This is a genomic window from Dactylosporangium aurantiacum (assembly GCF_000716715.1).
Taxonomy (GTDB): domain Bacteria; phylum Actinomycetota; class Actinomycetes; order Mycobacteriales; family Micromonosporaceae; genus Dactylosporangium; species Dactylosporangium aurantiacum.
This window is the reverse complement of record NZ_JNYJ01000036.1, coordinates 1-24,659: the sequence shown is the minus strand read 5'-3', so window position 1 is coordinate 24,659 and position 24,659 is coordinate 1. Positions and strand designations below refer to the sequence as shown.

Sequence of the window (24,659 nt, the reverse complement as noted above, 5' to 3'; positions counted from 1 at the left end):
CTTCGCGTTAGCGAATCATCTGTCAACTGAGGTGCGGGTTCGGCGTCCGATGCCGAACGGCCGACAGGGAGGCGGTGCGGCCGCCGCCGTCACCACCTCCACCGTCGCCTCCACCGCCGCCGCCTCCGTCGGGGAGGAGCCCAGGGTGATGTTTGGGCTACCGCTGTGCTGGTAGCCCTTGGTTGGAGTGATTGCCTGACGTGTCCTGGCGGGCAACGTCAGATATGCATTTCCGGACGAATCGAATTGGGCCGAATGGAGCACCGGTGGCTACCTGTAATCGATGGCGGTCGAGGTATTCCGATAGCGCAAGTATTCGTCCGCCCTTGCAAAGGTGTCAACAAAAGCCGGGTATTTCGAAAACAGTGCTGTTTCGAAAGAGCATCGCGGCGCATTCATCGGTCGACCGTGCGGCACCGCCCCGGACCCGCACCCGGCCAGAATGAACCTCCGGGGCCCGTGCGCCGACTGAACTGGCGAAGGAGGGCCGATGAGCGATGAGTTGCTGGTGGTCCGGTGCCAGCTCGGGGAGCGCGACGCCTTCGTCGAGCTGGTGCGGGGCTGGCATCCGGCGGTCGAGCGGTACGTCGGGCGGATGCTCGGCAGACCCGACGACGACGTGGTGCAGGAGATCTGGCTGGCGGTCTTCAGAGGGCTGCCGAAGCTGCGGCGGCAGGACCGGTTCGCCCCGTGGCTGTTCGCCATCGCCCGGCGGGCGGTGATGAACCGGTTGCGGGACGCGTACGCGCGGCCCGAGGCGGAGCCGGTCGACGAGCTCGCGGGGGACGACGAGGCCGACGCGGTGGTCAACCGGGAGGCGCTCGCCGGGGCGTTGGCGGCGCTGCCCGCCCGGGAGCGGGAGGTGCTGCTGCTGTTCTACCTCGAGGATCTGCCGCTGGACGCGTGCGCGCAGATCTGTGCCGTGCCCGTCGGCACGGTCAAGTCGCGGCTCAACCGGGCTCGCCGGCTGCTGCGTGAGGAACTGGTCCGGAAGGGGTACGAGGCATGACGCCGGAAGAGGTGCTGGCGCGGCTCGACGCGCCGCTGTCGTTGCGCAAGCGGGTCGGGTACCTGGCGCTGGGCTTCGCCGGGCTCACCGGCAGCGGGCTGATCGGGCTGCTCTGGGCGACCGAGCCGGGGCTGCCGGCGCGCACGGAGGCGGCGTTCGCGGTGCTGGTGGCGATCGGGCTGGGGTGGGCGGCGTTCGGCGGCTGGGCGGTGACCCGGCGGGCGCCGCTGTTCGCCCGGGACCGGGTGGTCGCCGGCTGGTTCGGCGTCGCGGCCTGGCTGGCGTTCAGCGTCGGCGGGCTCGCCATCACCGTCACGCGGCACAAACTGGAGCCGGCGCTGCTGGGCGTCGTGCTCGCGCTGGGCGTCCTGGCCGTGGTCAACTTGCGGGCGGCCCGCCGGGCCAGAGCAGCCCTGCTGCGCCGCCGAGCAGAGCTGACCTGAAACTCAGAAGCACCTAAGAACGGCCGAGCACGCGCTCGTACAGGCGCAGCTCGGCCGCCAGGTCGGTGGCGTCGTGGCCGGCGCCCTCGATCAGGACCAGCTCGTGCGGCCGGCCGAGGGAGCCCAGCTCGGCGGCGAGCTTGACCACCGGACCCGCCGGCACGACGGCGTCCTCAGTACCGTGGACGAGCAGGACCGGCGTGCGCAGCTGCGCCGCCGTCACCCCGTCCCCGCCCAGCCGGGCGACCTGCGGCCGGTGGAACCTCGGCGCGGCCCACCCCGCGGGATCGACCACCGCCGCCACCGCCACCGCCGCCGCGAACGGGCCGTCCTGCGACACCGCCCGCAGCGCCGTGTACCCGCCCGCGCTCGCCCCGCGGATGAACACCTGCCCGGGGCGCGTCCGGCCCGCGTCCAGCAGGTGCGCGGCCACGGCGGCGCAGTCGGCCACGTCGGCGGTGCCCCACCGGCCGTTCAGGTCCTCGCGGAACGCGCGGCCGTAGCCGGCGCTGCCGGTGTAGTCGACGTCGGCGACGGCGTACCCGCGGCTGGTGAAGAACTGCACCTGCGGGTCGAGCCGCAGCACGCTGCACGCCGTCGGGCCCGGGTGGGCCCGCACGATGAGCGGCGCCGACCAGTCGTCCGCCGCGCCGGCGGGTGGGTAGACCAGCGCGCGCAGCTCGTCGATCCGGTAGGGCGTCGCGGCGTCCGTACAGCTGCCGGCGCCGTCGATGACCGTCAGCCGCGGCGGGTCGCCGGCCAGGTCCGCGACCGCCACCTGCGGGGCGAGGTCCGGGGCGGCGCCGACCAGCGCGACCGACGAACCCGCCACCGCGAGGCACGGTTTGATCGAGGTGTACGGCAGCGGCACCGGCACGCACGCCTCGCCGACCAGCACGAGCCGGTGCGCCGGCCCCTCGCGCGCGATCATGACGATCCGGCCGTCGTCCAGGAAGCCGTACGAGGAGTATCCCAGCTCCCACGGCGGCGCCGCGCAGTCCGCGGCCATCGGGGCGACGGCCGTGCCGTCGTGGCGGTACAGGTTCCACCAGCCGGTCCGGTCCGACAGGTAGTACAGCATCCCGTCGGGGCCCCATCGCGGCTCGATCGCGGACTCGTCGGGCCCGCCGGCCACCCGCATCGGGTCGCCGATCTCCCCGCCGGGCTCGTACCCGGCGACCCACACCTCGCACCCGTCCCACGGCATGTCCCGGGCGCTCCACCAGGTCCAGGCCACCATGCCCGCGGTCGGCCGGGGCGCGCCGAAGAACCCGGCGGCCTCGGCGAGGACCCGCGGCTCCGGGTCACCGTCGAGGGAGATCGCCACCAGCGCGTCGCCGCCGGCGTCCTCGCGCACCGCGAGCAGCTCACCGTCGCCGAGGGTGAGGTCGCCGAAGGCACCGCGGACCAGCAGCGTGACGGTGTTGTCGTGGTCGTTCACCTGGTACAGGCCGTCGCCGCCGGCGCACCAGACCCCGCCGGGCGTGCTGACGAAGTCGCCGCCGCCGTACGCGTGGACGCCCCCGCCGACGCGGAACCCCGCGGGTGTCAGCTCGACCGGCTCGCCGCCGCCGGGCGGGTGGCGCAGCAGCCCGCGCCGCGCGTCGAGCCAGTACAGCGCACCGTCGTCGCCGTACCGCAGCCAGTCCGGCATTGTCCGCACCTGTGCCACACCAACTCCGAACCCGTAGACGGCCGAACGCTATCAGGCGCTCCACCTGCCCCGACGCCGGTACGGGACTAGGGTGAGTCGGGTGGGCTGGTGGGTGTTGCACGTGGACCTCGACCAGTTCATCGCGGCGGTGGAGGTGCTGCGCCGGCCCGAGCTGCGGGGGCGGCCCGTCGTGGTCGGCGGTGACGGGGATCCGGGGCGGGCCCGGCAGGTGGTGGCGACCGCGTCGTACGAGGCCCGCGCGCACGGGGTCCGCTCCGGCATGCCGCTCCGGGTCGCGGCGCGCCGGTGCCCCGAGGCGGTGTTCCTGCCGTCCGACCCGCCCGCCTACCAGGCCGCGTCGGCACGGGTCATGGCGACCCTCGCGCGCTTTCCCGTGCGGTTGCAGGTGTACGGCTGGGACGAGGCCTTCCTCGGCGCCGACACCGACGACCCGCTGGCGCTCGCCGCGCGGATCCGCCGGGCGGTGCTGGACGAGACCCAGCTGAGCTGCGCGGTCGGCGTCGGCGACAACAAGCTGACGGCCAAGCACGCGGCGCGGTTCGCCAAGCCCGGCGGGATCCACCGGCTGACCAGGGACACCTGGCCGGCGGCGATGGGCGCGAAACCCGCCGCCGACCTGTGGGGCGTCGGGCCGAAGACGGCGAAGAAGCTCACCGCGCTCGGCGTGCACACCGTCGCCGACCTGGCCGGCACCGCTCCCGACGCGCTGGCCGGGCAGTTCGGCGAGCGGGCCGCGGAGTGGCTGGTGCTGAGCGCCCGCGGTGCCGGCGAGACCACCGTCGACACGGCGCCCTGGGTGGCCCGGTCGCGCAGCCGCGAGACGACCTTCGCCGCGGACCTCACCGACCGCGACGCGATCGCCGGGCACGTCGCGGCCCTGGCCCGGGCGCTGGGCGCCGACGTCGTCGCGGACGGGCGGCGGGTCACGCACGTGGCGGTGAAGGTGCGGTTCGCGTCGTTCCGCACCCCGACGAGGGTCATGAAGCTGCGCGAAGGCCCCACCACCGACCTCGACGCGATCGAGCGCACCGCGCTGGCGGTGCTGGACAAGTTCGACCTGGGCGAACCGCCGCGGCCGGTGCGGCTGGTCGGCGTCCGGACCGACCTGGAGCCGCCCTAGACGAGGTCGCGGTAGTAGAAGTACATCGGCTCGGTCGCGCCCGGCTCGATGTTGGCGAACCCGTGCGCCTCGTAGAACCGCCGGGTGTCGGTGTCCTCGCCGTCCACGTTGATCTCCAGGGACTCCGCGCCGCGCTCGCGGGCCAGCTCACAGGCCGCGGTGAGCAGGGCATGGCCGTACCGGCGGTTGCGCAGCGGCGGGCGCACGTACAGCTCGTCGAGCAGGACGGCGGGGCCGTCGCTCCACACGCTGGCCCGCGACGACAGCACCGCGACACCGGCGGCGGGCTCACCCGTCAGCAGCGCGACCAGGTCGTCGCCGGCGAGCAACGTGCGCAGGCGGCCCGCCAGGACGTCCACACCCGGTGTCGGGGTGTCGAACTCACGGTTGAACGCGTCCAGCATCTCGGCGACGAGGTCGGCGTCGGCGGAGGTCGCCCGCCGGACCGCATGAGTCTGCTCCATCCGGCCATCCTCGCGCCCGCCCGCCGAGGCGCAACGCATTAAGGGCCCGGGCCGGCAGGGGTGCCGCCGGCCCGGGGGACACAGGAAGGTCAGGCGGCGACGGTGCAGACCGTGCCGTTGAGGCGGAAGGCGGTGGGCAGGACGTTGGGGCCGTTGTAGCTGCCGACGAAGCCGGTGCTGGTGCTGCCGCCGGCGGCGGCGAGAGTGCCGTTGGTGTCGATGTTGGTGATCTTCACGTCGCGGCCGGTCTGGGTCCAGGTGCCGTTCCAGCTGCTGTTCACGGTCTGCCAGGAGGTGGGCCAGGTGAAGGTGAGGGTCCAGCCGTTGATCGGGGCGGCGCCGGTGTTGGTGATGTCGACGTTGCCGACGTAGCCGTTGCCCCAGTCGTTGACGTCGGTGAAGCGGACGGTGCAGGTGCTGGTGGCCGGGCTGGTGGTGGTGAACGTCAGCGGCGGCGAGGACCACGAGACCCGGCCCGCGGTGTCGCGGGTGACGACGTTGACCGTGTAGCGGGTGCCGGGGTTCAGGTTGTACACCTGCAGCGACGTGCCCGTGGTCTCGCCGAGCTGCTCGCTGACGGCGCCGTTCTGGCGGTACACCTCGTACTTGGCGATCGGGCCGGCGCCCGCCGTCGCGGCCGGCCAGGTGATGGTCGCGGTGGTCGCGCCCACGGCGCTCGCCGAAGGCTGGCCCGGCGCGCCCGGGGCGCCCGTGGTGGCCGAGGTCGGGTGCAGCACGAGCAGGGTCAGCGAGTACGGCGGGAGGGTCTGCGCCGTCGCGGTGCCGGCCGGCGCGGTGCTCGGGGCGGTGTTGCCGTTGCGGAACGACACGACCGTCGGCGCGCCGGCGGCGGGGGAGTAGCCGGAGTACTGCAGGGTGGCCGCCCGCGCGTTGTCCGGGTCCTTGTTGATCAGCAGGACCGCGAGGTCGCCGTTGGGGCGGCGGGCCGCGTGGGCGCTGACCAGCGGGTCGGTGGTGCCGGTGCGGACGAGCTGGTCCCCGGGGCGCACGAAGGACTTCATGACGCTGAGGGCGTGGTACGGCGCGAACGGCGTGTTCATCGGCGGCTCGCACACGGTGCCGCCGGTCTGGCAGCCGCCGCTGGACAGCAGGCCGAAGTCGCCGTAGTCGGTCTGGCCGGCGACGGTGGAGACGGTGCCGATGCCGTTGTGCACGTTCCACCACTGCACGGTGAAGACGCCGTTGGCCAGCAGGCTGCTGTACGCGTCGGCGAGGAACAGCGCGCCGGGCTGGGTGTTCTGGCCGACGCCGACGTTGAGCTCGGTGAAGCTGACCTTGATCCGCCCGGCGCCGGTGCCGGCGTACCGGGCGATCTGCTGGCGCGTCAGGTACATGATGTCGTCGATCTGGTTCGTCTTGCTCAGCGCCTCCGCGGCGGTGCCGCCGCCGGGGTACCAGTGCAGGTCCACGAAGTCGATGGACGGCCCGGCGACGGACAGGACCACCTGGTTCCAGGTGCCCGCGTCGCCGGAGCCGACCAGGCCGTCGGGCCAGTTGCCCGGGGTGGTGAGCACCGCGCCGATCTTGATGGTCGGGTCGACGGCCTTCATCGCGGCGGCGAAGGCGACCACGCCCTCGGCGTACGCGCGGGGGCTTTTGTCGGCGTGGTTGTCCGCCTCCCACGCCGAGCCGTAGTGGCCGTTGCCGTAGTTCTCGTTGCCGATCGTCCAGTACTTCGCCCCGTAGCCCTTGGTCACGTTGGCGTAGCGGACCCAGTCGGCGGCCTCTTCGGCGGTACCGGTGCCGTAGTTGGCGATGATCATCGGCTGGGCGTGGATCCGGCGTACCGACGCCATGAACGTGTCGAAGTCGGTGTTCGGCGCCACGTAGCCGCCCGGCGCGGTGTGGTCGCGCCAGTGGTAGATGTCGGCGTAGGAGCCGCCGGGGTAGCGCAGCATCTGCACGCCCGCGCCGCCGAGCAGGTCCGACACGGCGGTGGTGCCGAGTTCGGCGTCCCAGATCGCGTCGTTGACCCCTAACGCGGTGTCCGGGACGGTCGCCAGGCCGGCGCGGGCGTTCACGGTGACGGTGGTGGCGACGGGGTCGGCGGCCGCGGCCGCACCCGGTAGGGCGGCCGACAATCCGGCCGCGAGCAGCACCGCCGCGCCCATGACGGCGCGGCGGCGGAGTCCGATCTGCATGGCGGTCCAATCGGGAGACATGGATGGAAGCGCTCCCATGCTGGAAATGTCCCGGGACCGTGTCAAGCGCTTCGACAGTGGTCGGCGTGTGACCACCGTTGATGTCTAGCGCGGGCGCGAACGTTCCACGGTCGCCAGGTACCGCGCCACCGCCCACTGGTGGTTGTGCTCCGCCCAGCCCCGCGGCGTGGCCTGGAACCGGGGATCCGTGCGGTCCGGGTCGGCGCCCAGCTCCACCAGCGCCCGGACCGTGTCGAGGTGCCCGTGGAACGCCGCCTGGTGCAGCGCCATGCCCCGCACGTCGAAGCCCAGCCCGGCCATCAGCCGCACCGCCGCGGTGCGGCCCTGCTCGGCGGCGGTGACGAGGTGCTGCGGCCGGTACGCGACCGCCGCGTCGCTGCGCAGCTCGCGGGCGGTCTTCTCGTCGGCGCGCAGGCAGGCGCCGAGGAACCGCAGCACCGGGTCGGGGTCGTCACCGTGCCCGAACAGCGTGGCCCACTCGTGCGCGGTGCGGCCCTCGTGCACGGGATGTCCGGTGCCCACCCCGTGCGGGTCGGCGCCGTGGTCCAGCAGCAGCCGGTACCGGTCCGTCCGGTCCTGCCGCGCCGCCTTGATCAGCTCGTCCTGCAGCAGCTCGGCGGGGGTCGGGTGGGTGTGCCCGAGCCGCCGGTGCCACACCCCGCCGTCGCCGCGCCCCAGCCCGTGCCGCAGCAGCAGGCGCAGGTGCGCGTCGTCCTCGGGCTGCAGGCCGCAGTTGTACAGCGCCTGGCTGTCGTTCGCGTCGGCGCCCGCGTCGAGCAGCAGCTCGGCCAGCTCCAGCCGGAACTGGTGCGGCGGCGGCGCGCCCTCCCCACCGCCGAACGCCCCGGTCAGCGCGGTGAACGGGGAGCGCAGCCCGTCCCACAGGAACCCCGCGGCCGGATCGGCGCCCCGCTCCAGCAGCAGCCGGGCCACCTCGAGCGTCGAATGTCCCGGGACAGTGCTGTCGATGCGCGAGTACGCCAGGTACAGCAGCGGCTCCCACCGGTGCGGTCCGCCCTGCCGGTTCGCCAGACCCGGATCGCCGTCCAGCATGCGCCGGGCCGCCGCCACGTCCCCGACCGCGGCGGCCGTGTGGATCGAGTGCCCGGCCAGCTCGGGGTGCTCGGTGAGCATCCGCCGCGCCCGCGCCCACCTGCCGGGGTCGTCATGGCTGTACGTGAGGCAGGCCAGCAGCAGGAACTCGTCGGTGCCGCCGGTGGCCGCCTGCCGGTGCGGCGACCTGGTGTACCGGTCGATGACGTCGAGGGTCGCCCGCAGCGCCGGCCAGCTGGCGAACCCGTAGGACCGCGCGACGACCAGCAGCGCGTCGGCCCGGCGCAACGCCTGCGGCGGGCGCGGATGGAGCTCCCGCACCAGGTCGACGGCCCGCTGGTCGCCGGCACGGACCTGCCGCTGCAGGGTCTTCGCCTGGTTGCGCAGGTGCTCGAGGTCGGGGTTGTCGGGGAGACGGCGGATCGGCACGGATGCCTCCTTGTCCGGATGCCTGGCGTCCGCATGCTCAGGCCGGAAAGGAGGGTCGACACCGGCACTGCTGAGAGCTTCCAGGTGGGCTGAGCCCTTCGCGCGGACCGCCGGCGCCCCGGGCGCCGCTGTCGAGGATAGGCGATCCGCCGGGCGGCCCCGATCGGGTTCGCTCGAACGGGCGTCGGGCGCGACCGTCCGGACGCCATCGCTGTGCGTCGGTCCGCACAGCCGGTCGGATCGGCGGTACTACGCCGAGTAGCCCAACGCTCACAGTGACTTCGACGGACACCCGGGGATGGAGGGACGCTCGTGAAGGTTCGGCGATTACGGCGATTACAGCGTGCAGGCGCGGTCGTACTGATGGTGCTCGGCGCGCTCGGCGGGGTGGGCACGGCGGCGACGGCCGCACCACCGCCGACCTGCGATGGCCGGCCGGCCACCATCGTCGGCACCGCAGGCCGTGACGTGCTCGTCGGCACCCCCGGTCCGGACGTCATCGTGGCGCTGGCCGGCAACGACATCGTGCACGGCAACGGCGGCGCCGATCTGATCTGCGGCGACGCCGGCGCCGACGTGCTCGACGGCGGGGTCGGCGCCGACCGCCTGCTCGGCGGCCCCGGCAACGACCTGCTGATCGGCGGCCAGGGCAGCGACACGGCCGCCGGCGGCGACGGCAACGACCTGCTGTCCGGCGGCAGCGGCGACGACCTGCTCGACGGCGACGCCGGCCGGGACGTGCTCAACGGCGGGGTCGGCGCGGACGTGCTGTCCGGCGGCGACGGCACCGACTACCTGGACGGCGGCGCGGGCGCCGACCTGGTCAGCGGCGGCGGCGGCGACGACTGGCTCGGCGGCGGCGCCGGCGCGGACACGCTGCGCGGCGACGCCGGCAAGGACCGGGCCGACGGCGGCGCGGGCACCGACGCCTGCGACGCCGAGACCCGGCTCCGCTGCGAGAAGACGCCCGGACCCGGCAACCAGCCACCCGTGCTCGGCGCCGACACCGCCGTCACGAGCGCCGGGGTCGCGGTGTCCGTCCAGGTCACCGCCAACGACGTCGATCCCGACGGCACCCTCGCCCTGGCCACCCTGGCGGTCGTCACGCAGCCGGCGCACGGCAGCACCGCGGTCGAGGCCGGCGGCACCGTGCGCTACACCCCCGCCGCCGGCTTCGCCGGCACGGACACCTTCACCTACCAGCTCTGCGACACCAAGGGCGCCTGCGCCCAGGCGACCGTGACGGTCACCGTCACCCCGGTCACCGGCCTGCTCAGCGAGGCCCTGAACGTGGACGGCTGCCGGCCGTCGGTGAGCGCGGTCAAGTCCGCCGACGCCACCGTGGCCACCGGCGGCGCGACCATCACGTACGACCTCGAGGTCCGCAACGACCCCAGCGGCGCCTGCGCGCAGCCGTCGATCACGGTCGCCGGCACCCTCGACCTGAAGAACCTCGCCACGCCGCAGCCCGGCCAGGACAGCCTCTGCACCGACGCGACACCCGGCGCGGCCTGCGTCCTGGGCGTCACGATCTGGCTGGAGCACCGGGCCACCCCGACCGGCGCGTGGACCGTGTTCCCGTCGGCGGCCGGTCAGAGCGTCGCCGACGGCGCCACGTCCGCACCGGCCGGCTGCCCCGGCGGCGCCGCGAGCGGCTGCGCCGTGCCGGCCCAGGCCACCTACGGCAGCGTCGAATACCCGCAACCCGCGCCGTTCGCCGTGCCCGGCGACGCCACCCGCGCGGTGCCGTTCCGCTTCTTCCCGATCCTGTCCGACGCCGACCGGGCCGCGGTCGAGGCGTGCACCGGCGGCGGCTCGTGCGGCCAGTTCCGGCTCGCCTCGCACGTCACCCTCGAGGCCGCCGACAACGCCGCCGTGACCCGCAAGGACGTGCAGTTCACCGGCGCCGACGCGGCGGCGCACACCCTGCTCGTGGTGGACACCCTGCCCGACGGCACGACCCAGGAGGTCACGCCGCCGCAACCGGACCTCGCCCCCGGCGAGCAGATCACCCTCGCCGGCTTCGCCACGTTCCCGCTGCCGGCCACCGCGTCCGGGCAGATCGTCAACCGCGCCGTGGTCCGGTACACCGACGCCACCGGCACCCAGCTGACCAGCGTCGAGACCAAGGCGGCGACGGTCGTCGAACCCGCCGGGCAGAAGGCCGCCCTGGTCGGCCTCACCGACCCGGCCGCGATCACCGCGTCCACCGCGACGCCGGTCGTCGTGTCCACCGTGCCCGCCGGCACCGTCGACGGCCCGGTCCAGGTCTTCCGGGTCGACGGCGACCAGCGGACCCAGCTCGGCACCCTCGCCGACGGCGGCGCCGGCGGCGACGTCACCGCGGGCGACGGCGCCTACGCGGCGACCTTCACCTTCAACGCCCCGGCCGGAGCGGTCGTGCTGCAGCTCGACGCCACCGTCAACGGCGCCCCCGCGCAGAGCGCGCCGTTCACCGTCCAGGTCCTGCCCGCCGGGTTCCCGCTGACCGTCGCCGCGGCGACCCAGGCGGCGCCGGTCACCGACCCGGCGACCGGCGACCGGTACCGGCCGGACGAGGCCCTCGTGACCTTCGACGACGCCGCGACCCCGGCCGACGTCGCCGCCGCGGTGCAGGCCGCCGGTGGGCAGCTCGGCGGGTACCTGGCCGGGCTGCGCGTCTGGCAGGTCCGGTTCCCGGCCGCCGGATCGGTCGCCCAGCTCAGGACCAGGCTCGAACAGCTCGCCGGCCAGCCGCACGTCATCGGCACCGAGGGCAACGGGCAGGGCGGCATCGCCGAGGTGATCCCCGACGACCAGCTGTACGGCCAGCAGTGGGCCCCGGCCAAGGCCCGCGCCGACGAGGCGTGGGTGGTCACGCAGGGCAAGACCAGAGCGGTCACGGTCGGCGTCATCGACACCGGCGCCGTGCCGCACGCCGACCTGGCCGGCCGGATCGCCGGCGGCTGGAACCAGCTCGACAACAGCGCCGACTACACCGACCGGCACGGCCACGGCACCCACGTGGCCGGGATCATCGCGGCCAACGGCGACAACGCCACCGGCGTCGCCGGCGCCTGCTGGGGCTGCCGCCTGTACATCGAGAAGGCCCTGGACGACACGGGCCACGGCGACAACGCGCACCTCGCCGCGGCGATCGACCACGCCGTCAGCCACGGCGCCCAGGTGATCAGCATGAGCGTCGGCAACTACCCCCGCGACGAGGCCGTCGTCAAGGCGCTGTCCCGGGCGTACCAGGCGGACCGGGTCGTCGTGATCGCCGCCGGCAACAACAACAGCAGCACCAAGTCCTACCCCGGCGCCTACAACAACGAGCACTTCTCGTCGTGGTTCGGGCTGTTCGGCCGGGACTACTACGTGCCGAACCTGACCGTCGCCGCGACGACCCGCACCGACGGCCGGGCCGGCTTCTCCAACTACGGCGACTGGGTCGACATCGCCGCGCCCGGCGTCGACATCCTGTCCACGGTGCCGAAGCCGTCGGCGATGTGCGGCTCGGTCGACTACTGCGCGGTGGACGGCACCTCGCAGGCGACGCCACTGGTGGCCGGCGCGGCCGCGCTGCTGCGGTCCGAGCACGCCGACTGGTCCGAGTCGGCCGTGCGCACCAGGCTGCTGCAGACCGCCAAGCCGCTGCCCGACAAGACCATCGGGCAGGGCCGGCTGGACGTCTTCAACGCCGTCTTCAACGCCGGCTTCGAGGTGGGCTCGTTCGACGGCTGGCAGACCACCGGCACCGCGTCCATCCGCTCGGCCCTCGGCCCGGTCCGGCCCACCGACGGCAGCCGGAGCATGGCGCTGATCAGCACCGGCCCCGGCGGAGCGGTGACGACGTCCAGCCTGACCAGGCAGTTCCGGGTGATCCCCGGCGACGAGGATTTGAAGCTGCGGTTCCAGTACGACTACCTGACCGAGGAGTACCCCGAGTACGTCGGCACCCAGTACAACGACGACCTGACGATCAAACTCGTCACGCCGTCGGGCACCGAGATCCCGATCGCGGTCGAAACGGTGAACACCACCGGGTGGACCCCGATCACCGGCATCGACTTCCCCGGCGGCGACACCACCGTCGGCCAGTCCGGCTGGAAGACCGCCAGCATCACGGTCCCCATCGCCGACCTGGCCGGTGTCTCGACCTTCAGCCTCGTCATCAGCGACCGCGGCGACGCCATCTACGACTCCGTCGTGGCCTTCGACAACATCCAGCTCCGTTGAGAGGAGTCCTGCTGCCGCTCGTGCTCGTCCTGGCCGGCGCATCCACCGGATGCGCCGGCCGGCGCGCCGACCCGCCCTCGCCGGCCCTGCCGACCCGCCTGCTCGACCAGGCACAGACCACCCCCGACCAGGTCCCCACCGGCGTGGTCACCGCCCGCCTGATCGCGACCCCGGACACCTGGACCCGGACCTGGCAGCGCGTCCAGGCCGGCCGGTACCCGCCGCCGTCACCGCCGCCGGTCGACTTCGGCGCCGAACGGGTCCTGTACGTCGCGGCCGGCCCGCCGGCGATGGCGATCACCGACGTCGCGCCGTCCGTCACCGGGGGCCGGCCCCAGGTGGCGGTCACGATCACCGTCGCCGGCAGCTGCGGCGGCGCGGCCGTCGTGTCCCGCCCGTACCGCCTCGTCGCCGTCCCGCCCGTCCCCGGCCCGGACGACACCGAGGTCCCGGTCACCGTGACCCGGACCCCCCAGCGCTGCTGACCGCCGTCAGGCGGCCCGGAACGACACCTTCGCCTCGGGGAACGCGTCGCGCAGGGCGGTGAGCGTCGGCTCCGTGGCCCGTCCCCAGATCCGCCGCACGACCCAGGTCCTGCCGTCCTGCACGATCGCGTGCTCGGTGAACCAGGCCCGCACCTCGACCCCCGGGTACTGCTCGGCCAGGGCCGCCTGCACGTCCGCGTCGCCGCGGTGCTCGCCGGTCAGCGGGCGGAACCGGCCGGGGGTGAGGCGCCCGCCGATCGCCGCGGCCGGGACCCCGCGCTCCACCAGGCGCTGGATCATCGTCCGGACGGCATTGCGCTTGTTGAGGTCGGCGGACTCCTCGCCGTCGACGATGATGTGGTAGCGGGTCCAGTCCCGGCTGTCGGTGCCGTGGCGCTCCTGCGTGGCGGACTTCTGCAGGGTCCGGACCTGGTAGTCGCCGGCCTCGGGCAGCGGGATGACCTGCTGGATGTCGAGCAGGACGCGCCCGTCGATCGCGTACGGGATGAGCCGCACGCACCGGATGTCCATCCCGACGAACCGGTTGAGCCACAGCACGGTCGTGGTCAGCTCGCGGCCGAAGTCGGCCGACACGAGCATGATGCGCACGTCGGACGAGATAGCGGGCACCTCACCGGCGACGTCGAGCCAGCTCAGCAGGGTGCCGAGCGCGTCGACGTCGGCGTCGGGGGCGGTGCGGGCCAGGTGTGCCTCGTAGGTCGAGACGACCTCGTCGAAGCTCATCGCCGCGATCATGGCCGCGTAGCGCAGCGCCTGCAGCTCCATGTGGCCGCCGTCGTCGGTGCGCTTGAGCTCGATGACGACGAGACGGCCGACCTTGTCGATGGCGAGCAGGTCGATCCGGCGGCGGGAGTTCTCCCAGCTGCCGAACTCCTCGGCGATGACGAGCAGGTCCGGCGCCAGGACCCTGATGTCGTCGCGCAGTAGGCGTTGCAGGTCGGCGCGTTCGTAGAGGCCCAGCGCGTTGAACTGGGCCGCCTCGTGGCGGCGCAGGCCGTCGCCCTCGATCTCGTACAGCGGCATGGCGGCTCCCGGCGGCGGGTGGACGGGGTGATCCTGGTGTCGACCATAATGCGGGCATGGTGACCTTCCGTGCTGCTCGTACCTCTGACGTTCCCGCCGTGGTGGCGCTGGTGCAGTCGGCGTACCGGGGAGATGCCAGCCGGGCCGGGTGGACGACGGAGGCCGATCTGCTGGAAGGGCAGCGGGCCGACCCGCAGATGGTGCGGGCGGCGATCGACGACACGTTCGTGCTGGTGGCGGAGCAGGACGGGCGGGTGGTCGGGTGCTGCCAGCTGGAGCGGCGCGACGGGTACGGCTACTTCGGCATGTTCGCGGTCGACCCGGCGCAGCAGGGCAACGGGTTGGGGCGGGCGGTGCTGGCCGAGGCGGAGCGGATCGCGCGGGACGAGTGGGGAGCCGGGGAGCTGCGGATGACGGTGATCGTGCAGCGGGACGACCTCATCGCCTGGTACGAGCGGCGCGGCTTCGTGCGCACCGGGGAGCTGTCGCCGTTCCCGTACGGGGATGAGCGGTTCGGCCGGCCGTTGCGGGCCGACCTGGCGTTCGAGACCCTGACCAAGAAGCTAGGTTAGCCGCAGGCCACGGCCCAGGTATGCCTCGGCGACCAGGGTCGTCCACTGGTACACGGCGTCCTCGTTCGGGGCGAGTGGGCCCGGCACGAAGTGCGGCGAGCCCAGGCCGCGCTGCACGGACTCGCAGGCGGCCCAGTCCTGGCGGTTCGTCAGGTCCCAGAAGTCGACGGCGTACGCGGTCTCGGTGGTCCCCTCGGGGAAGAACCAGCTGCACTCGATCGTGGTCAGGCCCGGCTCGAGCGGGGTCAGCCGGTGCGTCATCACGTAGTCGGGGTGCGCGGACACCAGCAGGTTGGGCAACAGCCCCACGTACAGGACGGTGCGGCGCGGGGCGTCGGGGATGAAGTTGCCCGGGCCGGTGCCGTCGAAGGACATGGTGGTGGCGTGCGGGCGCAGGTCCATCGAGCCGCCGACCCAGGCGCCGGGCATGGTCCAGTTGTCGCCGGACGTGGGTGGCGAGACCTTGCACAGCTCGGGGTGGATGAGCGGGCAGTGGTAGCACTCGTGGTAGTTGTCGATCATCACCTTCCAGTTGGCGGCCACCCGGTACTCGTGGCGGGCGCCGAGGTGCAGGTCGCCCATCCGGTACGGCCGCAGCAGCCCGTCCAGAGCGCCCAGGTGCTCCTCGAACGGCGCCGCCGGCGCGCCCGCGTTGACGAACAGCCAGCCCTCCCAGACGGCGGCGGGCAGTTCGATGAGGCCGAGCTCCGCGGGGTCGAGCGGGCCCATGCCGGGCGCCGTCGCGAGGGTGCCGTCCAGGCGGAAGGCCCAGCCGTGGTACGGGCACACCGCGGACGGCCGCCCGTTGGACGCGCCGTCGGGCAGGATCTCGTGCGCCCGGTGCCGGCAGACGTTGGCGAAGGCCCGCACCGCGCCGTCCGCGGCGAACGTCAGCAGGACACCCACGTCGCCGACGGTGGGCGCGCGCTGGGTGCAGCCCTCGCCGAGCTCGCCGGCCCGGCCGACGCAGGTCCACGTGCCGGCGAACAGGTGCCGCCGCTCCCACGCGAGCACCGCCGGGTCCGTGTACGCCTGCGCGGGCAGCATGCGGGACGACCCGAACGGCAGCAGCGCGGCCTCGACCGCGGCCCGGTCCAGCGGAGCTTCCATGGGCCCATCATGACCGACCCGGCGCCGCGCGCGGAACGGCCGCGGGCGGTGCCCACCGGCCGATGTCCGCACGGATTGTGACCTCAGTGCGGTTAGGGTGGTGGCCTGCGGGTAGTGCGCCGGCCGGCACCTGACCGACCGACACCGCACGGGGCACCGATGACAGTCAAGAAGATCCTGACCTACGCCGCCTGGGCGTTCCTCATCTACTTCATCGCCTTCCGCCCGCAGGCCGCGGCGAACGTCGCCCAGGGACTGCTGGGCCTGATCACCCGCCTCGGCACGGGGTTCGGTGACTTCTTCAGCAGCATCGCCACCTGAGCGCCCGGCCTCGGGCGGCGCCTGGCGCGCCGCGGCTACGATCGGCCGCGGCAGGGTCGTAGCGCAGAGGTGGTCGCGTCCGGCTCATAACCGGAAGGACGCCGGTTCGAATCCGGTCGGCACTGCCCCCGTCGATCGCTACAGTGTGCCGCGGCAGGGCCGTAGCGCAGAGGTGGTCGCGTCCGTCTCCGGAACGGAAGAACGCCGGTTCGAATCCGGTCGGCACTGCCCTCGACGCGAAGGAGGGTCCGGTGCTGCCGCTGCATCCGTCCGCGGTGCCGGCGTGGATGATCGAGCGGGCCACCGCGCGCCGGCTGGCGGGCGACTGGCGGGGTGCGTGCGCCGCCGCGGCCGTCGACGTCGACGTCGACCTGGCCGCCGTCCGCCGGGTCCACGGCACCGAGGTCGCCGAGCGGGCCGAGGACGACCTGCGCCACCTCGTGCCCGACCTGCTGCGCTGGCACCTGCCCCGACGGCCGGTCGACGGGCTGCTGCGCACCGGGCTGCGGCTGCCGCTGGCGCTGTTCCCCGACGTGCACGCCCTGGTCGCCCGGCCACCGGACCGGCTCGACCGGCCGCAGCGGATCAGCATCAGGTTCGAGCGACTGGACAGCACGGCCAGCGGCCGGCGCGACGACGCGCTGCTGTTGCTGCGGGACCGCTGGGACGTCCGGCGTACGGGCGAGCTGCTGGCCCGTTGCGGCGGCGTGACCCGGCTGCCCCAGTTCACGGCGGGCGGCGAGCGGCTCGGCGCGCCCGGCGAAGCGCCGGAAGGCCAGGTGGAGCGGGCGATCGCGCTCGACGAGGCCGGCCGGCACGCCGAGGCGTGGGCCGCGGCCGGGTTCGCGCTCGAGGTGCTGCTGTTCGACGACGGGTGGGGCCGGGAGCGCATCGACCCGGCCGCGTTCGCCGCCGGACCGGGCCGCGACGAGGCCCGCCGGCGCGTGGTCGAGCGGTCGCTGAGCTGGCTGCGGCCGCTGCACGCGGCGCTCCCCGCCGCGGCCCGCCGGGTGGTCGCGCACGTCACGGACGCGCGGCGGGTCGCGCCGGTGGAGCGGGAGCCGACGTCCGAGCCCGGCTACACCGCGCACGCCCACGAGATCAGCCGGCTGGTGCCGGCGCCGGTGCCGGACCCGCTGCCGCTCGACGTCGACGAGCGCGCCGGGCTGGTCCGCGTCGACGTGCGGGGGCGCTGCATCGTGCTGGACCGGCTCGACACCGGCCGGCCGCGCGCCCGGCTGGTCGCGAGCGTGCCCTACGGCAGGGCCGACGACGCCCGCCGCCGCGCCGAGGTCGCCGAGTTCGGCCTCGAACTGGCCCGCGTGCCGCGGCTGCCGCACGTGCTGGCCCGCCGGCCCGCCGAGCTGACCGCCCTGCTCGCGGGGGCGGTGCGCCCGGACCAGCTGCACCCGCTGGTGCACCAGGCGTTGTTCCCGGCCGCCGCGGTACCGCCACCGCCGCCACCGCCCGGACTGCGCGACCGGGTTCGGGTGTACTGCGACCGCGCCGTGCACGAGGTGGTGCTGCGCGGCGGCGCGGTGCACCTGCCGCACCCGCCGGTCGAGATCCAGCGCGAGCACGTGATCAAGGCCCTCGGCGGCCGGGTGCAGGGCTGCGTGGCCGCGCAGGACGGCTGGCGGGACGCCACGGTGCGGATGCCCGGCCCGATGCGTGGGCTGCGCCGTGACCTGCTCGCCCTGGTCCGGTACGGCGACGGCCCGGCGGTGGCCGCCGCCCTGGACGGTGGTGTCGACCCGCACGTGCGCGACGAGCGGGGCCGCACCCTGCTGCACCTGCTGCCCTGGCTGTCCGGGGCGGACCTGCTGCCGTGGCTGCTCGCCGCCGGCCTCGACGTGCACGCCCGCGACCTGGACGGCGAGACCCCGCTGCACGCGGCCGTCGACTACGGCACGCCGGAGCTGGTGCGCGGGCTGCTGGACGCCGGTGCCGACCCGCACGCGAGGTCGCAGCGGCCCTACGCCCGCGCCCCGATCTGGACCGGCCGCCAGGACCTGCAGTTCCTGCGGAACCTGATCCGCTGAGGCGGCCGGGCCGGTCGCACGGCTCAGCCGCGCTCGATCGCGTACTCGAACTCGCGCCCGGCCGCCGCGTCCACGGCGACCCCGGACCGGCGGAACCCGGCCTTCGCGTACATCGCCTGGGCGCGGGCGTTGTCCTCGTGCACGTACAGCCGCACCCGGTCGACCTTCGGCTCGCTCAGCTCCCACGACCACGCCAGCGCCGCCTCGAACAGCGCCGCCGCGAGCCCGGTGCCGCGCGCCTCGGGCCGCACGAACACGCCGACGACGTGTGTCTGCGCGACCTCGGGCGTGTGCCCGAAGTAGTCCTGCACGCCGGCCGGCTCCACCAGGACGGTCACGCTGCCCAGCCAGCGCCCGGCGCCGTCCTCGCCGATGAACTGCCGCACGGTCCTGCCCTCCGCGGCGTCGGCGGTGCGGCCCTGCCAGAAGCTGTCGGGCTGGGCGACGGATCTGTCGTACGTGTCGAGGAACGCGATCGGCGCCACCGGATCCTGCAGGGCGGCCAGCCGGAGCTCCTTCACCAGCGGCCAGTCGTCGGCGCGGACCGCTCTGATCGTGAACTGCATCGCGCCATCCTGGCACCTGCCCCGGCCGGACCGTCACGCATTTTCAGGCGGGCGTGAACCGGACGGCGTTCGCCCTGGCGAAGGCCGTGCCGGCGGTCAGCACGACCTTGCCGGCCGTGCCCTGCGCGAAGGCCCACGTGCCAAGGGTGTGCCAGGCACCGCCCGCCGCGACCTGGTCCACCGTGACCTGCGCCGTGCCGCCGGCGTGGGTGATCTGGTACGCGGCGGCGGTCGTGCTGCTGGTGCTGGCCGGCACCCAGACCTCGACGCGGTACGTGCCGGCGGCGCGCAGCGTCGGCGCCCAGGTGGCGGTGGAGCCGCCGGTGTCGCTGTACCGGCTCGGGGTGCCGTCGACGCCGGCGAGGCTGCTCGCCAGCCAGGTGCCGGTCTCGCGGTACCGGACGGATCCGGCGCAGTCGGCGGTGGTGTCCAGCGGCGTGACCGTCACCTGCCGCGGGCCCGGCGTGCCGGGCACCACGTAGCCGGCCGACGGCGCGCTGGTGCCGCCCTCGCCGACCGCGGTGACCCGGTAGGCGATCCCCGCGACGCCGCTCTGCGCGCCGAGCACCAGCGTGGTGGCGCCGGCGACGACGGCCACCGTGCGCTCCGGGCCGCAGTCGGCGGCGGCGACCAGGTAGCCGGCGGCGCCCGCGGCCGCGGACCAGACCAGGGTCGTCACGCCGTCGGTGGTCGAGCTGCCCAGGCCGGTCGGCGTGGCCGGCGCGCCGGTCGGCAGCGGCGGGGTGGTGCGGGTGGTCAGCGTCCGCGGCGCGGACCAGCCGGCGGCGGTGCCGCACCGCACGCTCACCTGCTGGGCGGCGTCGGCGACCAGCCCGGCGACGGTGAGCAGCTCGACGGCGGAGGACTCCACGACGCGCACCACGGTGCGACCGCCGCCGGTGGCGGTCACCTCGTACCGCTCGGCCTGCGGGTGCGGGGTGATCCGCACCGCGACCCGGTCGTCGGCGGTCAGCGCGCCGTGCACGGCGAAGGTCGCCGCGGTGACCGGCACCTCTTCGCTCCAGACCGTGTTGGCGCCCTTGATCCGCACGGCGGTCGCCGCGCCGGTGACGCGGACCGAGCCCTTGAGCGGCGTGGTGAACTCCCGCACGACGGTGCCGCCGTCCAGCACCCGCACCTGATGGTCGGTGGCGTCCGGGGCGACGATGAAGCCGAGCACGAACCCGCCGTCGACCGGCACCACGTCCTGGACCTTCGGCGGCAAGGCCAGCGTGCCGGTGGGGGTGACGGTGACCGGCTGGGACGCGGCCGAGACGCCGGCGCCGTTGAGGGCGACGACCCGCACCTGCACGGCGGTGCCGTTGGCGAGGCCGGTCAGGTCGGCGAAGCCGTTGACCGTGTCGGCGCCGGTGCCGCCGGTCGAGGTGAGCACCCGGTAGTTGTCGGCGTTGGCGACCCGGTCGAAGACGACGCGGACGGCGCCGTTCGCGGCGACCACCTGCCGGATGACCGGCGCCGCGGGCGGGCGCAGGTCGAGGGTGGTGACGGCGACCTCGTGGCCGGACGGCGCGAGGAGGGTGAGCCGCTGGCGCACGGCGGTGCCGGGGTCGCTCCAGCGCACCGCCCGCTGCAGGGCGGCCGCGCCGGGCACGATGTCGGGCAGCGGCACGATCCGCCCGTCGAGCACGGCGCCCTGCGCGTCGGTCACCTGCCAGGTGAGGCGGTGGCCGCGCAGGATCCGGGCCGGCGCGTCGGTGCGCGGCTGCACGGTGAGCAGGCTCAGCCCGGTCCCGGCGGTGACCCCGAGCCCGCGCACGACCGCGTTGGTGGCCTGCAGCTGCGCGTACGCCCGCTTCCGCTGCCCCCACACGTTCTGGATGCCCCAGCCGCGGACCTGGTTGGCCGAGCTGCCGCCGAAGTTGCTGCGGTAGTCGTTGAACGTCCAGTGCGAGCTGCCCACGATCCACGGCCGCACGGGGAACACGGTCGCGGCGGCGTCGCTGGTCGTGCGGAAGTCGGGGTCCTCGCGGCTGGTCGGGAACGTGAAGCTGTCGGAGCTGTACTCGGAGACGAAGATCGGCTTGTCCGGGTAGAGCCCGTGCACGTGATCGGCGCCCGAGGCGAAGCCGCCGTACATGTTGATACAGGCGAAATCGGTGTACTGCAGGGCCTCCGCCGCGGCCGTGGCGGCGCCGCCGAAGCTGTTGCTGACGTAGGTGCACAGCCGGGTGCTGTCCAGTGTGGACTTGATGTACGCGATCATCTCCCGGACGAAGACGCGCCCCTCCTCGCTGGTGCCGCGGATCTCGTTCGCCACCGACCAGGCGACGATCGACGGGTGGTTGTAGTCGCGGCGGATCATGTCGCGCAGCTCGGCGCGGGTGGTCCCGTCCGCCGGGTCGAGGTTCGCCCCGCTGCCCCAGACCGGGATCTCCTCGATGAGCAGCATGCCGATCTCGTCGGCGTAGTCGAGCAGCTCCGGGGTCTGCGGCACGTGGTGGATGCGCATCAGCCCGGCGCCGGCCGCCTTCATCCGGTCCAGGTCGCGCCGCACCAGGTAGACCGGCTCGGTCGCGCCGGCGACCCGGTCGTCGCCGACCCTGTTGTAGCCGTTGAGCCGGACCGGCTCGCCGTTGAGGTGGATGGCCGTGCCGCGCACCTCGACCTTGCGGAAGCCGAACCGGTCGGTCCTGGTGTGCAGCACGGTCGCGCCGTCGGTCACGGTGGTGTCGCAGGTGTACAGGGTGGGCCGGTCCAACCCCCACAGCTCGTAGCCGCCGGCCGGGACGGCACTGTCCAGCCGCGCCTCGGCGGTGCCCCGGGCCGGCACGGTGACCGTCGTCGCGGGCGCGCCCCACGGGTAGGCGCTGCGGACGGTGACGGTCCGCGCGGTGGCGCCCGCGTTGGACAGGGTCACCCAGTTCACCACGCTGCCGGCCCCGGTGCCGAGGTCCGGCGTGGCGATGACGTGCTGCCGCTCGACCCGCACCGCGGCGTCGACGGTGAGCGACACCGACCGGCTGATCCCACCCCACGGCCACCACGCCCCGATCGAGTACGTGTTGCTGGCCGCGACCACCACGGTGTTGGTGGCCTGCAGCCGGCTCGTCACGTCGAACTCGAACGGCGTGTAGCCGCCGACGTGCTCGCCCAGGTAGGCGCCGTTGAACCAGACCCTGGCCCGGTGGTACACCGCCTCGAACCGCAGCCGCACGACCTGCCCGGCGGTGACGGCCGGCGCCGCGACGGTGCGCCGGTGCCAGCCCCAGCCGCGGTAACCGGCCCAGGCGTCGTGGACGTCCCAGTTGCCCGGCACGCGCAGCGTCGCCCACCCCGAGTCGTCGAACCCGGGCTGCGCCCAGCCGGCCGCCTCGCCGGTGTTGCCGGGGTCGGTCGCGAACCGCCACACCCCGTCCAGCGGCACGCTGCCGGTCCCGGCGGCCCGCGCGGCCGTGTCGCCGCCGCCCAAGGGCAGCAGGGCGCCGGCGGTGCCGGCCCCGATGAGCTTCAGAACGTCACGCCGATGCCGCACCACACGAGCCTCCGATGGCTTCGCAGGAATACGCCTTCCGGAATCGGCTTATGGCGGATCCGATTTCGGAAGCGACTTGCAGTAGCCGCGAAGCTAGTGCACCTTCCGCAACCCGTCAACCATCGATGTAGCCGACGAGCGGCGAGCCGGCGGCCAGCCGGACCGGGTACCCCCACCGGCGCAGCGCCTGCAGCATCTTGGCGCCGCCTGGTGGGTTGGCGGAGTGGATCAGCACGACGCCGACGTCGAAGGGGTGCTGCTCGAACGCGGCCAGCTCGAGCAGCTCCACGACGGGCCAGGTGGTGTCCTCCCCGCCCAGGTCGTGGTCCAGCCACAGCTCGTCGATGCGGTCTGCCCGGTGCCGGCGCAGCAGCTCGACCCCTTCGGCGCTGGTGCGGGCGACCTCGGCCGGCCGCCCGTCGACGAAGGACCGCAGGTCGTCGATGAGAATCACGGTGCCCATGCCGCACCGTAACCGTGATCGGTCGGGGCAGGGTTTAGGAACGATTGTTCTTGACTGAGCGTTCCTAAACTCTTATGGTTGAGGCATGGGACGGCCGAGGGGGTTTGACGAGAAGGCGGTCACCCGGGCGGCGGTCAGGCTGTTCGCGGCGCGGGCCTATGCCGGGCTGTCGGTCGACGACCTGGTCAACGGGCTCGGCGTGCACCGCAACAGCCTGTACAAGACCTTCGGCAGCAAGCGGGGGCTCTACCTGACCGCGCTGCGCTGGTATCTGGCGCACGAGCTGGAGCCGCTGCTCGCCGCCGGGGACATCGAGGCCCTGCTGGACGGCGCGGCGCTCGACCTGCTGCTGCTGGCCGCCGTCGAGCAGGCGCCGGGCGACCCGGAGGTGGCGGCGCTGCTCAACGGGGCGCTGGCCCGCCTCGACGCGGCGCTCGGGCAGGAGCGGGCCACCGGGCTGCTGGGGCGGCGGCTCCGGGCGCGCATCGACGTATCGGACAACAAGGGGTGAGGGACATGGCAACGGTCAGCATCGACAGGGACACGCTCGTCGTGGAGATCGAAGGGCTGGACAAGCTCTGGGCGCTCAAGAGCCGGCTGGCGATCCCGCTCGCGAACGTGCGCGGGGCGACCGCGGACCCGGGCATGATCCGCCAGCCGAAAGGGATCCGGGCGCCCGGGGCGCACATCCCCAACGTGATCACCGCCGGCACCTTCCACCTGGACGGGGAGAAGGTGTTCTGGGACGTCCGGGACGCGGAGAAGGCCATCGTCGTGGAGCTGGCCGACGAGCGGTACGCCCGGCTGGTCATCCAGGTCGACGACCCGCGCACCACGGTCGACCTGATCGAGCGCTCGGTGCGCCGCTGACAGAAGGCCCGACGGACCGGGGGCGCGGCGCCGCACCCCGGTCCTCGATCCGGGCCGGCCGGTCTCGGCGCGGGTGAGCTCGCACGCGCCGCTGAGGTTCACTTCACGCCACGCTCGGCGGGTCACCGAAGCCGAGCCAGGTGATGCGGTGCCCGAGCTCGTCGTGCACCACCGCCAGGCGCAGCCGGGACACCCCGTAGACGGTGTCCCACAACGACATCACGCTCAGCCTGCGAAAACCCTCGTCGGTGCTCATGAGGTCCGGCGGGATCCGGTGCGGCGGCAGCAGCAGCGGCACGGGATACCCGTCGATGACCGCCCGCAGCCGGTCACCCTGCCAGCCCTGGCCGCCCGTGCGCGCCTCGATCGTCTGGTACCAGCCTCGCACAAGATCCAACACGATCGCCGCCAGCTCGAAGCGGACCGACGGCGGCAGGTCCCGCGCCGTCGGCGGCCCCCACGCGACCGGCTCCAACTGGGCCGGCGGCAGCGCCACGCGCATGCCGTCGCGGATCTCCGGGTTGCCGCCGAGCTCCCGTAGCGGCCCGTTGAGGTGCTCGTCGAGCACGGCGAGCACCTGCATGGTGCCCAGCGCCATCGCCCGGTACGCCGGCGAACCCTGCCGGTTCCAGTCGTTGAGCAGGAACACGAAGAACTCGCGCAGCTTCAACGGATCGAAGTGCAGCTCGTCGCTCTCGGGGCCGAGGATGCCGCTGGCGCGCTGGACGCGGTCCTCCATCACCCGCACCTGCGCCGCGAACAGCTGCGCGGTGTTGCTGCCCGGCTCCCAGAACGAGACCCCGTCGACGTACCCGTACATGCCCATACGCAGACCCTGTCACGCCCGCGGAAGAAAGTTCGCGGCGATCCCTCAAGCCCGCGGCCGGGGCACCGATGTCATCACCGTGCGGGGCCACGGACGGCCCCGCTGCACGACCCGATTCAAGGAGGAAACATCATGGGTCTTCGTATCAACAACAACATCGCCGCCCAGAACTCGTACCGGAACCTGTCGGTGACCGACAGCCAGATGAGCAAGTCGCTGGAGAAGCTCTCCTCCGGCTACCGCATCAACCGGGCGGCGGACGACGCGGCCGGC

General features: G+C 73.9%; 21 protein-coding genes and 2 tRNA genes. 13 read left to right on the top strand and 10 right to left on the bottom strand.

The window, feature by feature from the left end; translation table 11 throughout:
* Positions 1 to 490 precede the first annotated feature (490 nt).
* The gene (locus OP18_RS33505) at positions 491 to 1,009 is read left to right on the top strand and encodes an RNA polymerase sigma factor (protein WP_033363135.1); all 519 of its coding nucleotides are present in this window, start codon (positions 491 to 493) and stop codon (positions 1,007 to 1,009) included.
* On the top strand, positions 1,006 to 1,452 hold the full coding sequence (locus OP18_RS33500; RefSeq protein WP_033363134.1) for a hypothetical protein: 447 nt from the start codon (positions 1,006 to 1,008) through the stop codon (positions 1,450 to 1,452). Before OP18_RS33505 ends, OP18_RS33500 begins: the two co-directional genes overlap by 4 nt.
* A gap of 13 nt (positions 1,453 to 1,465) precedes the next feature.
* Here the strand turns inward: OP18_RS33500 and OP18_RS61060 are convergent, their stop codons facing one another.
* Positions 1,466 to 3,106, bottom strand: coding sequence for a S9 family peptidase (locus OP18_RS61060; protein ID WP_245635609.1), 1,641 nt, complete (start codon positions 3,104 to 3,106; stop codon positions 1,466 to 1,468).
* Between the two features lie 100 nt (positions 3,107 to 3,206).
* Between OP18_RS61060 and OP18_RS33490 the strand changes: the two genes are divergently transcribed.
* Positions 3,207 to 4,247: a DNA polymerase IV gene (locus tag OP18_RS33490; protein WP_033363133.1), complete on the top strand. Its 1,041-nt coding sequence runs from the start codon at positions 3,207 to 3,209 to the stop codon at positions 4,245 to 4,247.
* Here OP18_RS33490 and OP18_RS33485 read toward each other — a convergent pair.
* The 3 genes from OP18_RS33485 to OP18_RS33475 form a co-directional block, all read right to left on the bottom strand.
* The gene (locus OP18_RS33485) at positions 4,244 to 4,711 is read right to left on the bottom strand and encodes a GNAT family N-acetyltransferase (RefSeq protein WP_033363132.1); all 468 of its coding nucleotides are present in this window, start codon (positions 4,709 to 4,711) and stop codon (positions 4,244 to 4,246) included. The genes OP18_RS33490 and OP18_RS33485 overlap by 4 nt on opposite strands.
* 89 nt (positions 4,712 to 4,800) lie before the next feature.
* Positions 4,801 to 6,873 (bottom strand): cellulose binding domain-containing protein, encoded by a 2,073-nt coding sequence (locus OP18_RS33480; RefSeq protein WP_052387711.1) that lies wholly within the window; start codon positions 6,871 to 6,873, stop codon positions 4,801 to 4,803.
* Between the two features lie 105 nt (positions 6,874 to 6,978).
* Entirely contained in the window at positions 6,979 to 8,376 is a 1,398-nt protein-coding gene (locus OP18_RS33475) for an ankyrin repeat domain-containing protein (protein WP_033363131.1), read from the bottom strand.
* Between the two features lie 363 nt (positions 8,377 to 8,739).
* On the opposite strand from OP18_RS33475, the gene OP18_RS53430 reads away from it, so the two are divergent.
* Together OP18_RS53430 and OP18_RS33465 are read left to right on the top strand one after the other, a co-directional pair.
* Positions 8,740 to 12,594: a S8 family serine peptidase gene (locus OP18_RS53430; RefSeq protein WP_052387710.1), complete on the top strand. Its 3,855-nt coding sequence runs from the start codon at positions 8,740 to 8,742 to the stop codon at positions 12,592 to 12,594.
* Positions 12,591 to 13,079 carry a hypothetical protein gene (locus OP18_RS33465; protein ID WP_156089977.1) on the top strand — a complete coding sequence of 163 codons (489 nt, stop codon included), beginning with the start codon at positions 12,591 to 12,593 and terminating at the stop codon, positions 13,077 to 13,079. The genes OP18_RS53430 and OP18_RS33465 overlap by 4 nt, the downstream gene beginning before the upstream one ends.
* A 6-nt stretch (positions 13,080 to 13,085) precedes the next feature.
* Here OP18_RS33465 and OP18_RS33460 read toward each other — a convergent pair whose 3' ends face one another.
* On the bottom strand, positions 13,086 to 14,123 hold the full coding sequence (locus tag OP18_RS33460) for a PDDEXK family nuclease (RefSeq protein ID WP_033363129.1): 1,038 nt from the start codon (positions 14,121 to 14,123) through the stop codon (positions 13,086 to 13,088).
* 56 nt (positions 14,124 to 14,179) lie between these two features.
* Between OP18_RS33460 and OP18_RS33455 the strand changes: the two genes are divergently transcribed.
* The gene (locus tag OP18_RS33455) at positions 14,180 to 14,695 is read left to right on the top strand and encodes a GNAT family N-acetyltransferase (RefSeq protein ID WP_033363128.1); all 516 of its coding nucleotides are present in this window, start codon (positions 14,180 to 14,182) and stop codon (positions 14,693 to 14,695) included.
* Here the strand turns inward: OP18_RS33455 and OP18_RS33450 are convergent.
* Positions 14,687 to 15,805: an aromatic ring-hydroxylating oxygenase subunit alpha gene (locus tag OP18_RS33450; RefSeq protein WP_033363127.1), complete on the bottom strand. Its 1,119-nt coding sequence runs from the start codon at positions 15,803 to 15,805 to the stop codon at positions 14,687 to 14,689. The two genes, OP18_RS33455 and OP18_RS33450, sit on opposite strands and share 9 nt — an antisense overlap.
* A 159-nt stretch (positions 15,806 to 15,964) precedes the next feature.
* On the opposite strand from OP18_RS33450, the gene OP18_RS59225 reads away from it, so the two are divergent.
* The 4 genes from OP18_RS59225 to OP18_RS53425 all read left to right on the top strand — a co-directional run bounded on the left by OP18_RS59225 (position 15,965) and on the right by OP18_RS53425 (position 18,168).
* Positions 15,965 to 16,126 carry a hypothetical protein gene (locus OP18_RS59225; RefSeq protein WP_169788978.1) on the top strand — a complete coding sequence of 54 codons (162 nt, stop codon included), beginning with the start codon at positions 15,965 to 15,967 and terminating at the stop codon, positions 16,124 to 16,126.
* 50 nt (positions 16,127 to 16,176) lie between these two features.
* Positions 16,177 to 16,253 (top strand) — tRNA-Ile (locus OP18_RS33445).
* Between the two features lie 28 nt (positions 16,254 to 16,281).
* Positions 16,282 to 16,354 (top strand) — tRNA-Arg (locus OP18_RS33440).
* A 23-nt stretch (positions 16,355 to 16,377) separates the two neighbouring features.
* Positions 16,378 to 18,168 carry an ankyrin repeat domain-containing protein gene (locus OP18_RS53425; protein ID WP_052387709.1) on the top strand — a complete coding sequence of 597 codons (1,791 nt, stop codon included), beginning with the start codon at positions 16,378 to 16,380 and terminating at the stop codon, positions 18,166 to 18,168.
* A gap of 23 nt (positions 18,169 to 18,191) precedes the next feature.
* Here the strand turns inward: OP18_RS53425 and OP18_RS33425 are convergent, their stop codons facing one another.
* From OP18_RS33425 to OP18_RS33415, 3 genes are all read right to left on the bottom strand, one after another.
* Complete coding sequence (locus OP18_RS33425; protein ID WP_033363126.1) at positions 18,192 to 18,734, bottom strand: GNAT family N-acetyltransferase; 543 nt, start codon at positions 18,732 to 18,734, stop codon at positions 18,192 to 18,194.
* Between the two features lie 43 nt (positions 18,735 to 18,777).
* Positions 18,778 to 22,227 carry a glycoside hydrolase family 2 TIM barrel-domain containing protein gene (locus OP18_RS33420; protein WP_156089976.1) on the bottom strand — a complete coding sequence of 1,150 codons (3,450 nt, stop codon included), beginning with the start codon at positions 22,225 to 22,227 and terminating at the stop codon, positions 18,778 to 18,780.
* A gap of 115 nt (positions 22,228 to 22,342) precedes the next feature.
* Complete coding sequence (locus OP18_RS33415; protein ID WP_033363125.1) at positions 22,343 to 22,690, bottom strand: cyclic-phosphate processing receiver domain-containing protein; 348 nt, start codon at positions 22,688 to 22,690, stop codon at positions 22,343 to 22,345.
* A gap of 85 nt (positions 22,691 to 22,775) precedes the next feature.
* On the opposite strand from OP18_RS33415, the gene OP18_RS33410 reads away from it, so the two are divergent.
* Complete coding sequence (locus OP18_RS33410; RefSeq protein ID WP_033363124.1) at positions 22,776 to 23,201, top strand: TetR/AcrR family transcriptional regulator; 426 nt, start codon at positions 22,776 to 22,778, stop codon at positions 23,199 to 23,201.
* 5 nt (positions 23,202 to 23,206) lie between these two features.
* Complete coding sequence (locus OP18_RS33405) at positions 23,207 to 23,560, top strand: hypothetical protein (protein WP_033363123.1); 354 nt, start codon at positions 23,207 to 23,209, stop codon at positions 23,558 to 23,560.
* Positions 23,561 to 23,663: 103 nt separating this feature from the next.
* Here OP18_RS33405 and OP18_RS33400 read toward each other — a convergent pair whose 3' ends face one another.
* Positions 23,664 to 24,386, bottom strand: a complete 723-nt coding sequence (locus OP18_RS33400; protein ID WP_033363122.1) for a DUF6086 family protein — start codon at positions 24,384 to 24,386, stop codon at positions 23,664 to 23,666.
* Between the two features lie 132 nt (positions 24,387 to 24,518).
* Here OP18_RS33400 and OP18_RS55795 point away from each other — a divergent pair.
* Positions 24,519 to 24,659 (top strand): flagellin N-terminal helical domain-containing protein (locus tag OP18_RS55795; RefSeq protein ID WP_483782924.1); only part of this gene is annotated, 141 nt, incomplete at its 3' end.

Bases quoted from the DNA above. Each gene is read 5' to 3' on its own strand.
- OP18_RS33505 (WP_033363135.1), top strand. From the start codon at position 491: ATGAGCGATGAGTTGCTGGTGGTCCGGTGCCAGCTCGGGGAGCGCGAC.
- OP18_RS33500 (WP_033363134.1), top strand. From the start codon at position 1,006: ATGACGCCGGAAGAGGTGCTGGCGCGGCTCGACGCGCCGCTGTCGTTG.
- OP18_RS61060 (WP_245635609.1), bottom strand. From the start codon at position 3,106: ATGCCGGACTGGCTGCGGTACGGCGACGACGGTGCGCTGTACTGGCTC.
- OP18_RS33485 (WP_033363132.1), bottom strand. From the start codon at position 4,711: ATGGAGCAGACTCATGCGGTCCGGCGGGCGACCTCCGCCGACGCCGAC.
- OP18_RS33480 (WP_052387711.1), bottom strand. From the start codon at position 6,873: ATGCAGATCGGACTCCGCCGCCGCGCCGTCATGGGCGCGGCGGTGCTG.
- OP18_RS53430 (WP_052387710.1), top strand. From the start codon at position 8,740: ATGGTGCTCGGCGCGCTCGGCGGGGTGGGCACGGCGGCGACGGCCGCA.
- OP18_RS33460 (WP_033363129.1), bottom strand. From the start codon at position 14,123: ATGCCGCTGTACGAGATCGAGGGCGACGGCCTGCGCCGCCACGAGGCG.
- OP18_RS33455 (WP_033363128.1), top strand. From the start codon at position 14,180: ATGGTGACCTTCCGTGCTGCTCGTACCTCTGACGTTCCCGCCGTGGTG.
- OP18_RS33450 (WP_033363127.1), bottom strand. From the start codon at position 15,805: ATGGAAGCTCCGCTGGACCGGGCCGCGGTCGAGGCCGCGCTGCTGCCG.
- OP18_RS59225 (WP_169788978.1), top strand. From the start codon at position 15,965: ATGACAGTCAAGAAGATCCTGACCTACGCCGCCTGGGCGTTCCTCATC.
- OP18_RS33425 (WP_033363126.1), bottom strand. From the start codon at position 18,734: ATGCAGTTCACGATCAGAGCGGTCCGCGCCGACGACTGGCCGCTGGTG.
- OP18_RS33415 (WP_033363125.1), bottom strand. From the start codon at position 22,690: ATGGGCACCGTGATTCTCATCGACGACCTGCGGTCCTTCGTCGACGGG.
- OP18_RS33410 (WP_033363124.1), top strand. From the start codon at position 22,776: ATGGGACGGCCGAGGGGGTTTGACGAGAAGGCGGTCACCCGGGCGGCG.
- OP18_RS33405 (WP_033363123.1), top strand. From the start codon at position 23,207: ATGGCAACGGTCAGCATCGACAGGGACACGCTCGTCGTGGAGATCGAA.
- OP18_RS33400 (WP_033363122.1), bottom strand. From the start codon at position 24,386: ATGGGCATGTACGGGTACGTCGACGGGGTCTCGTTCTGGGAGCCGGGC.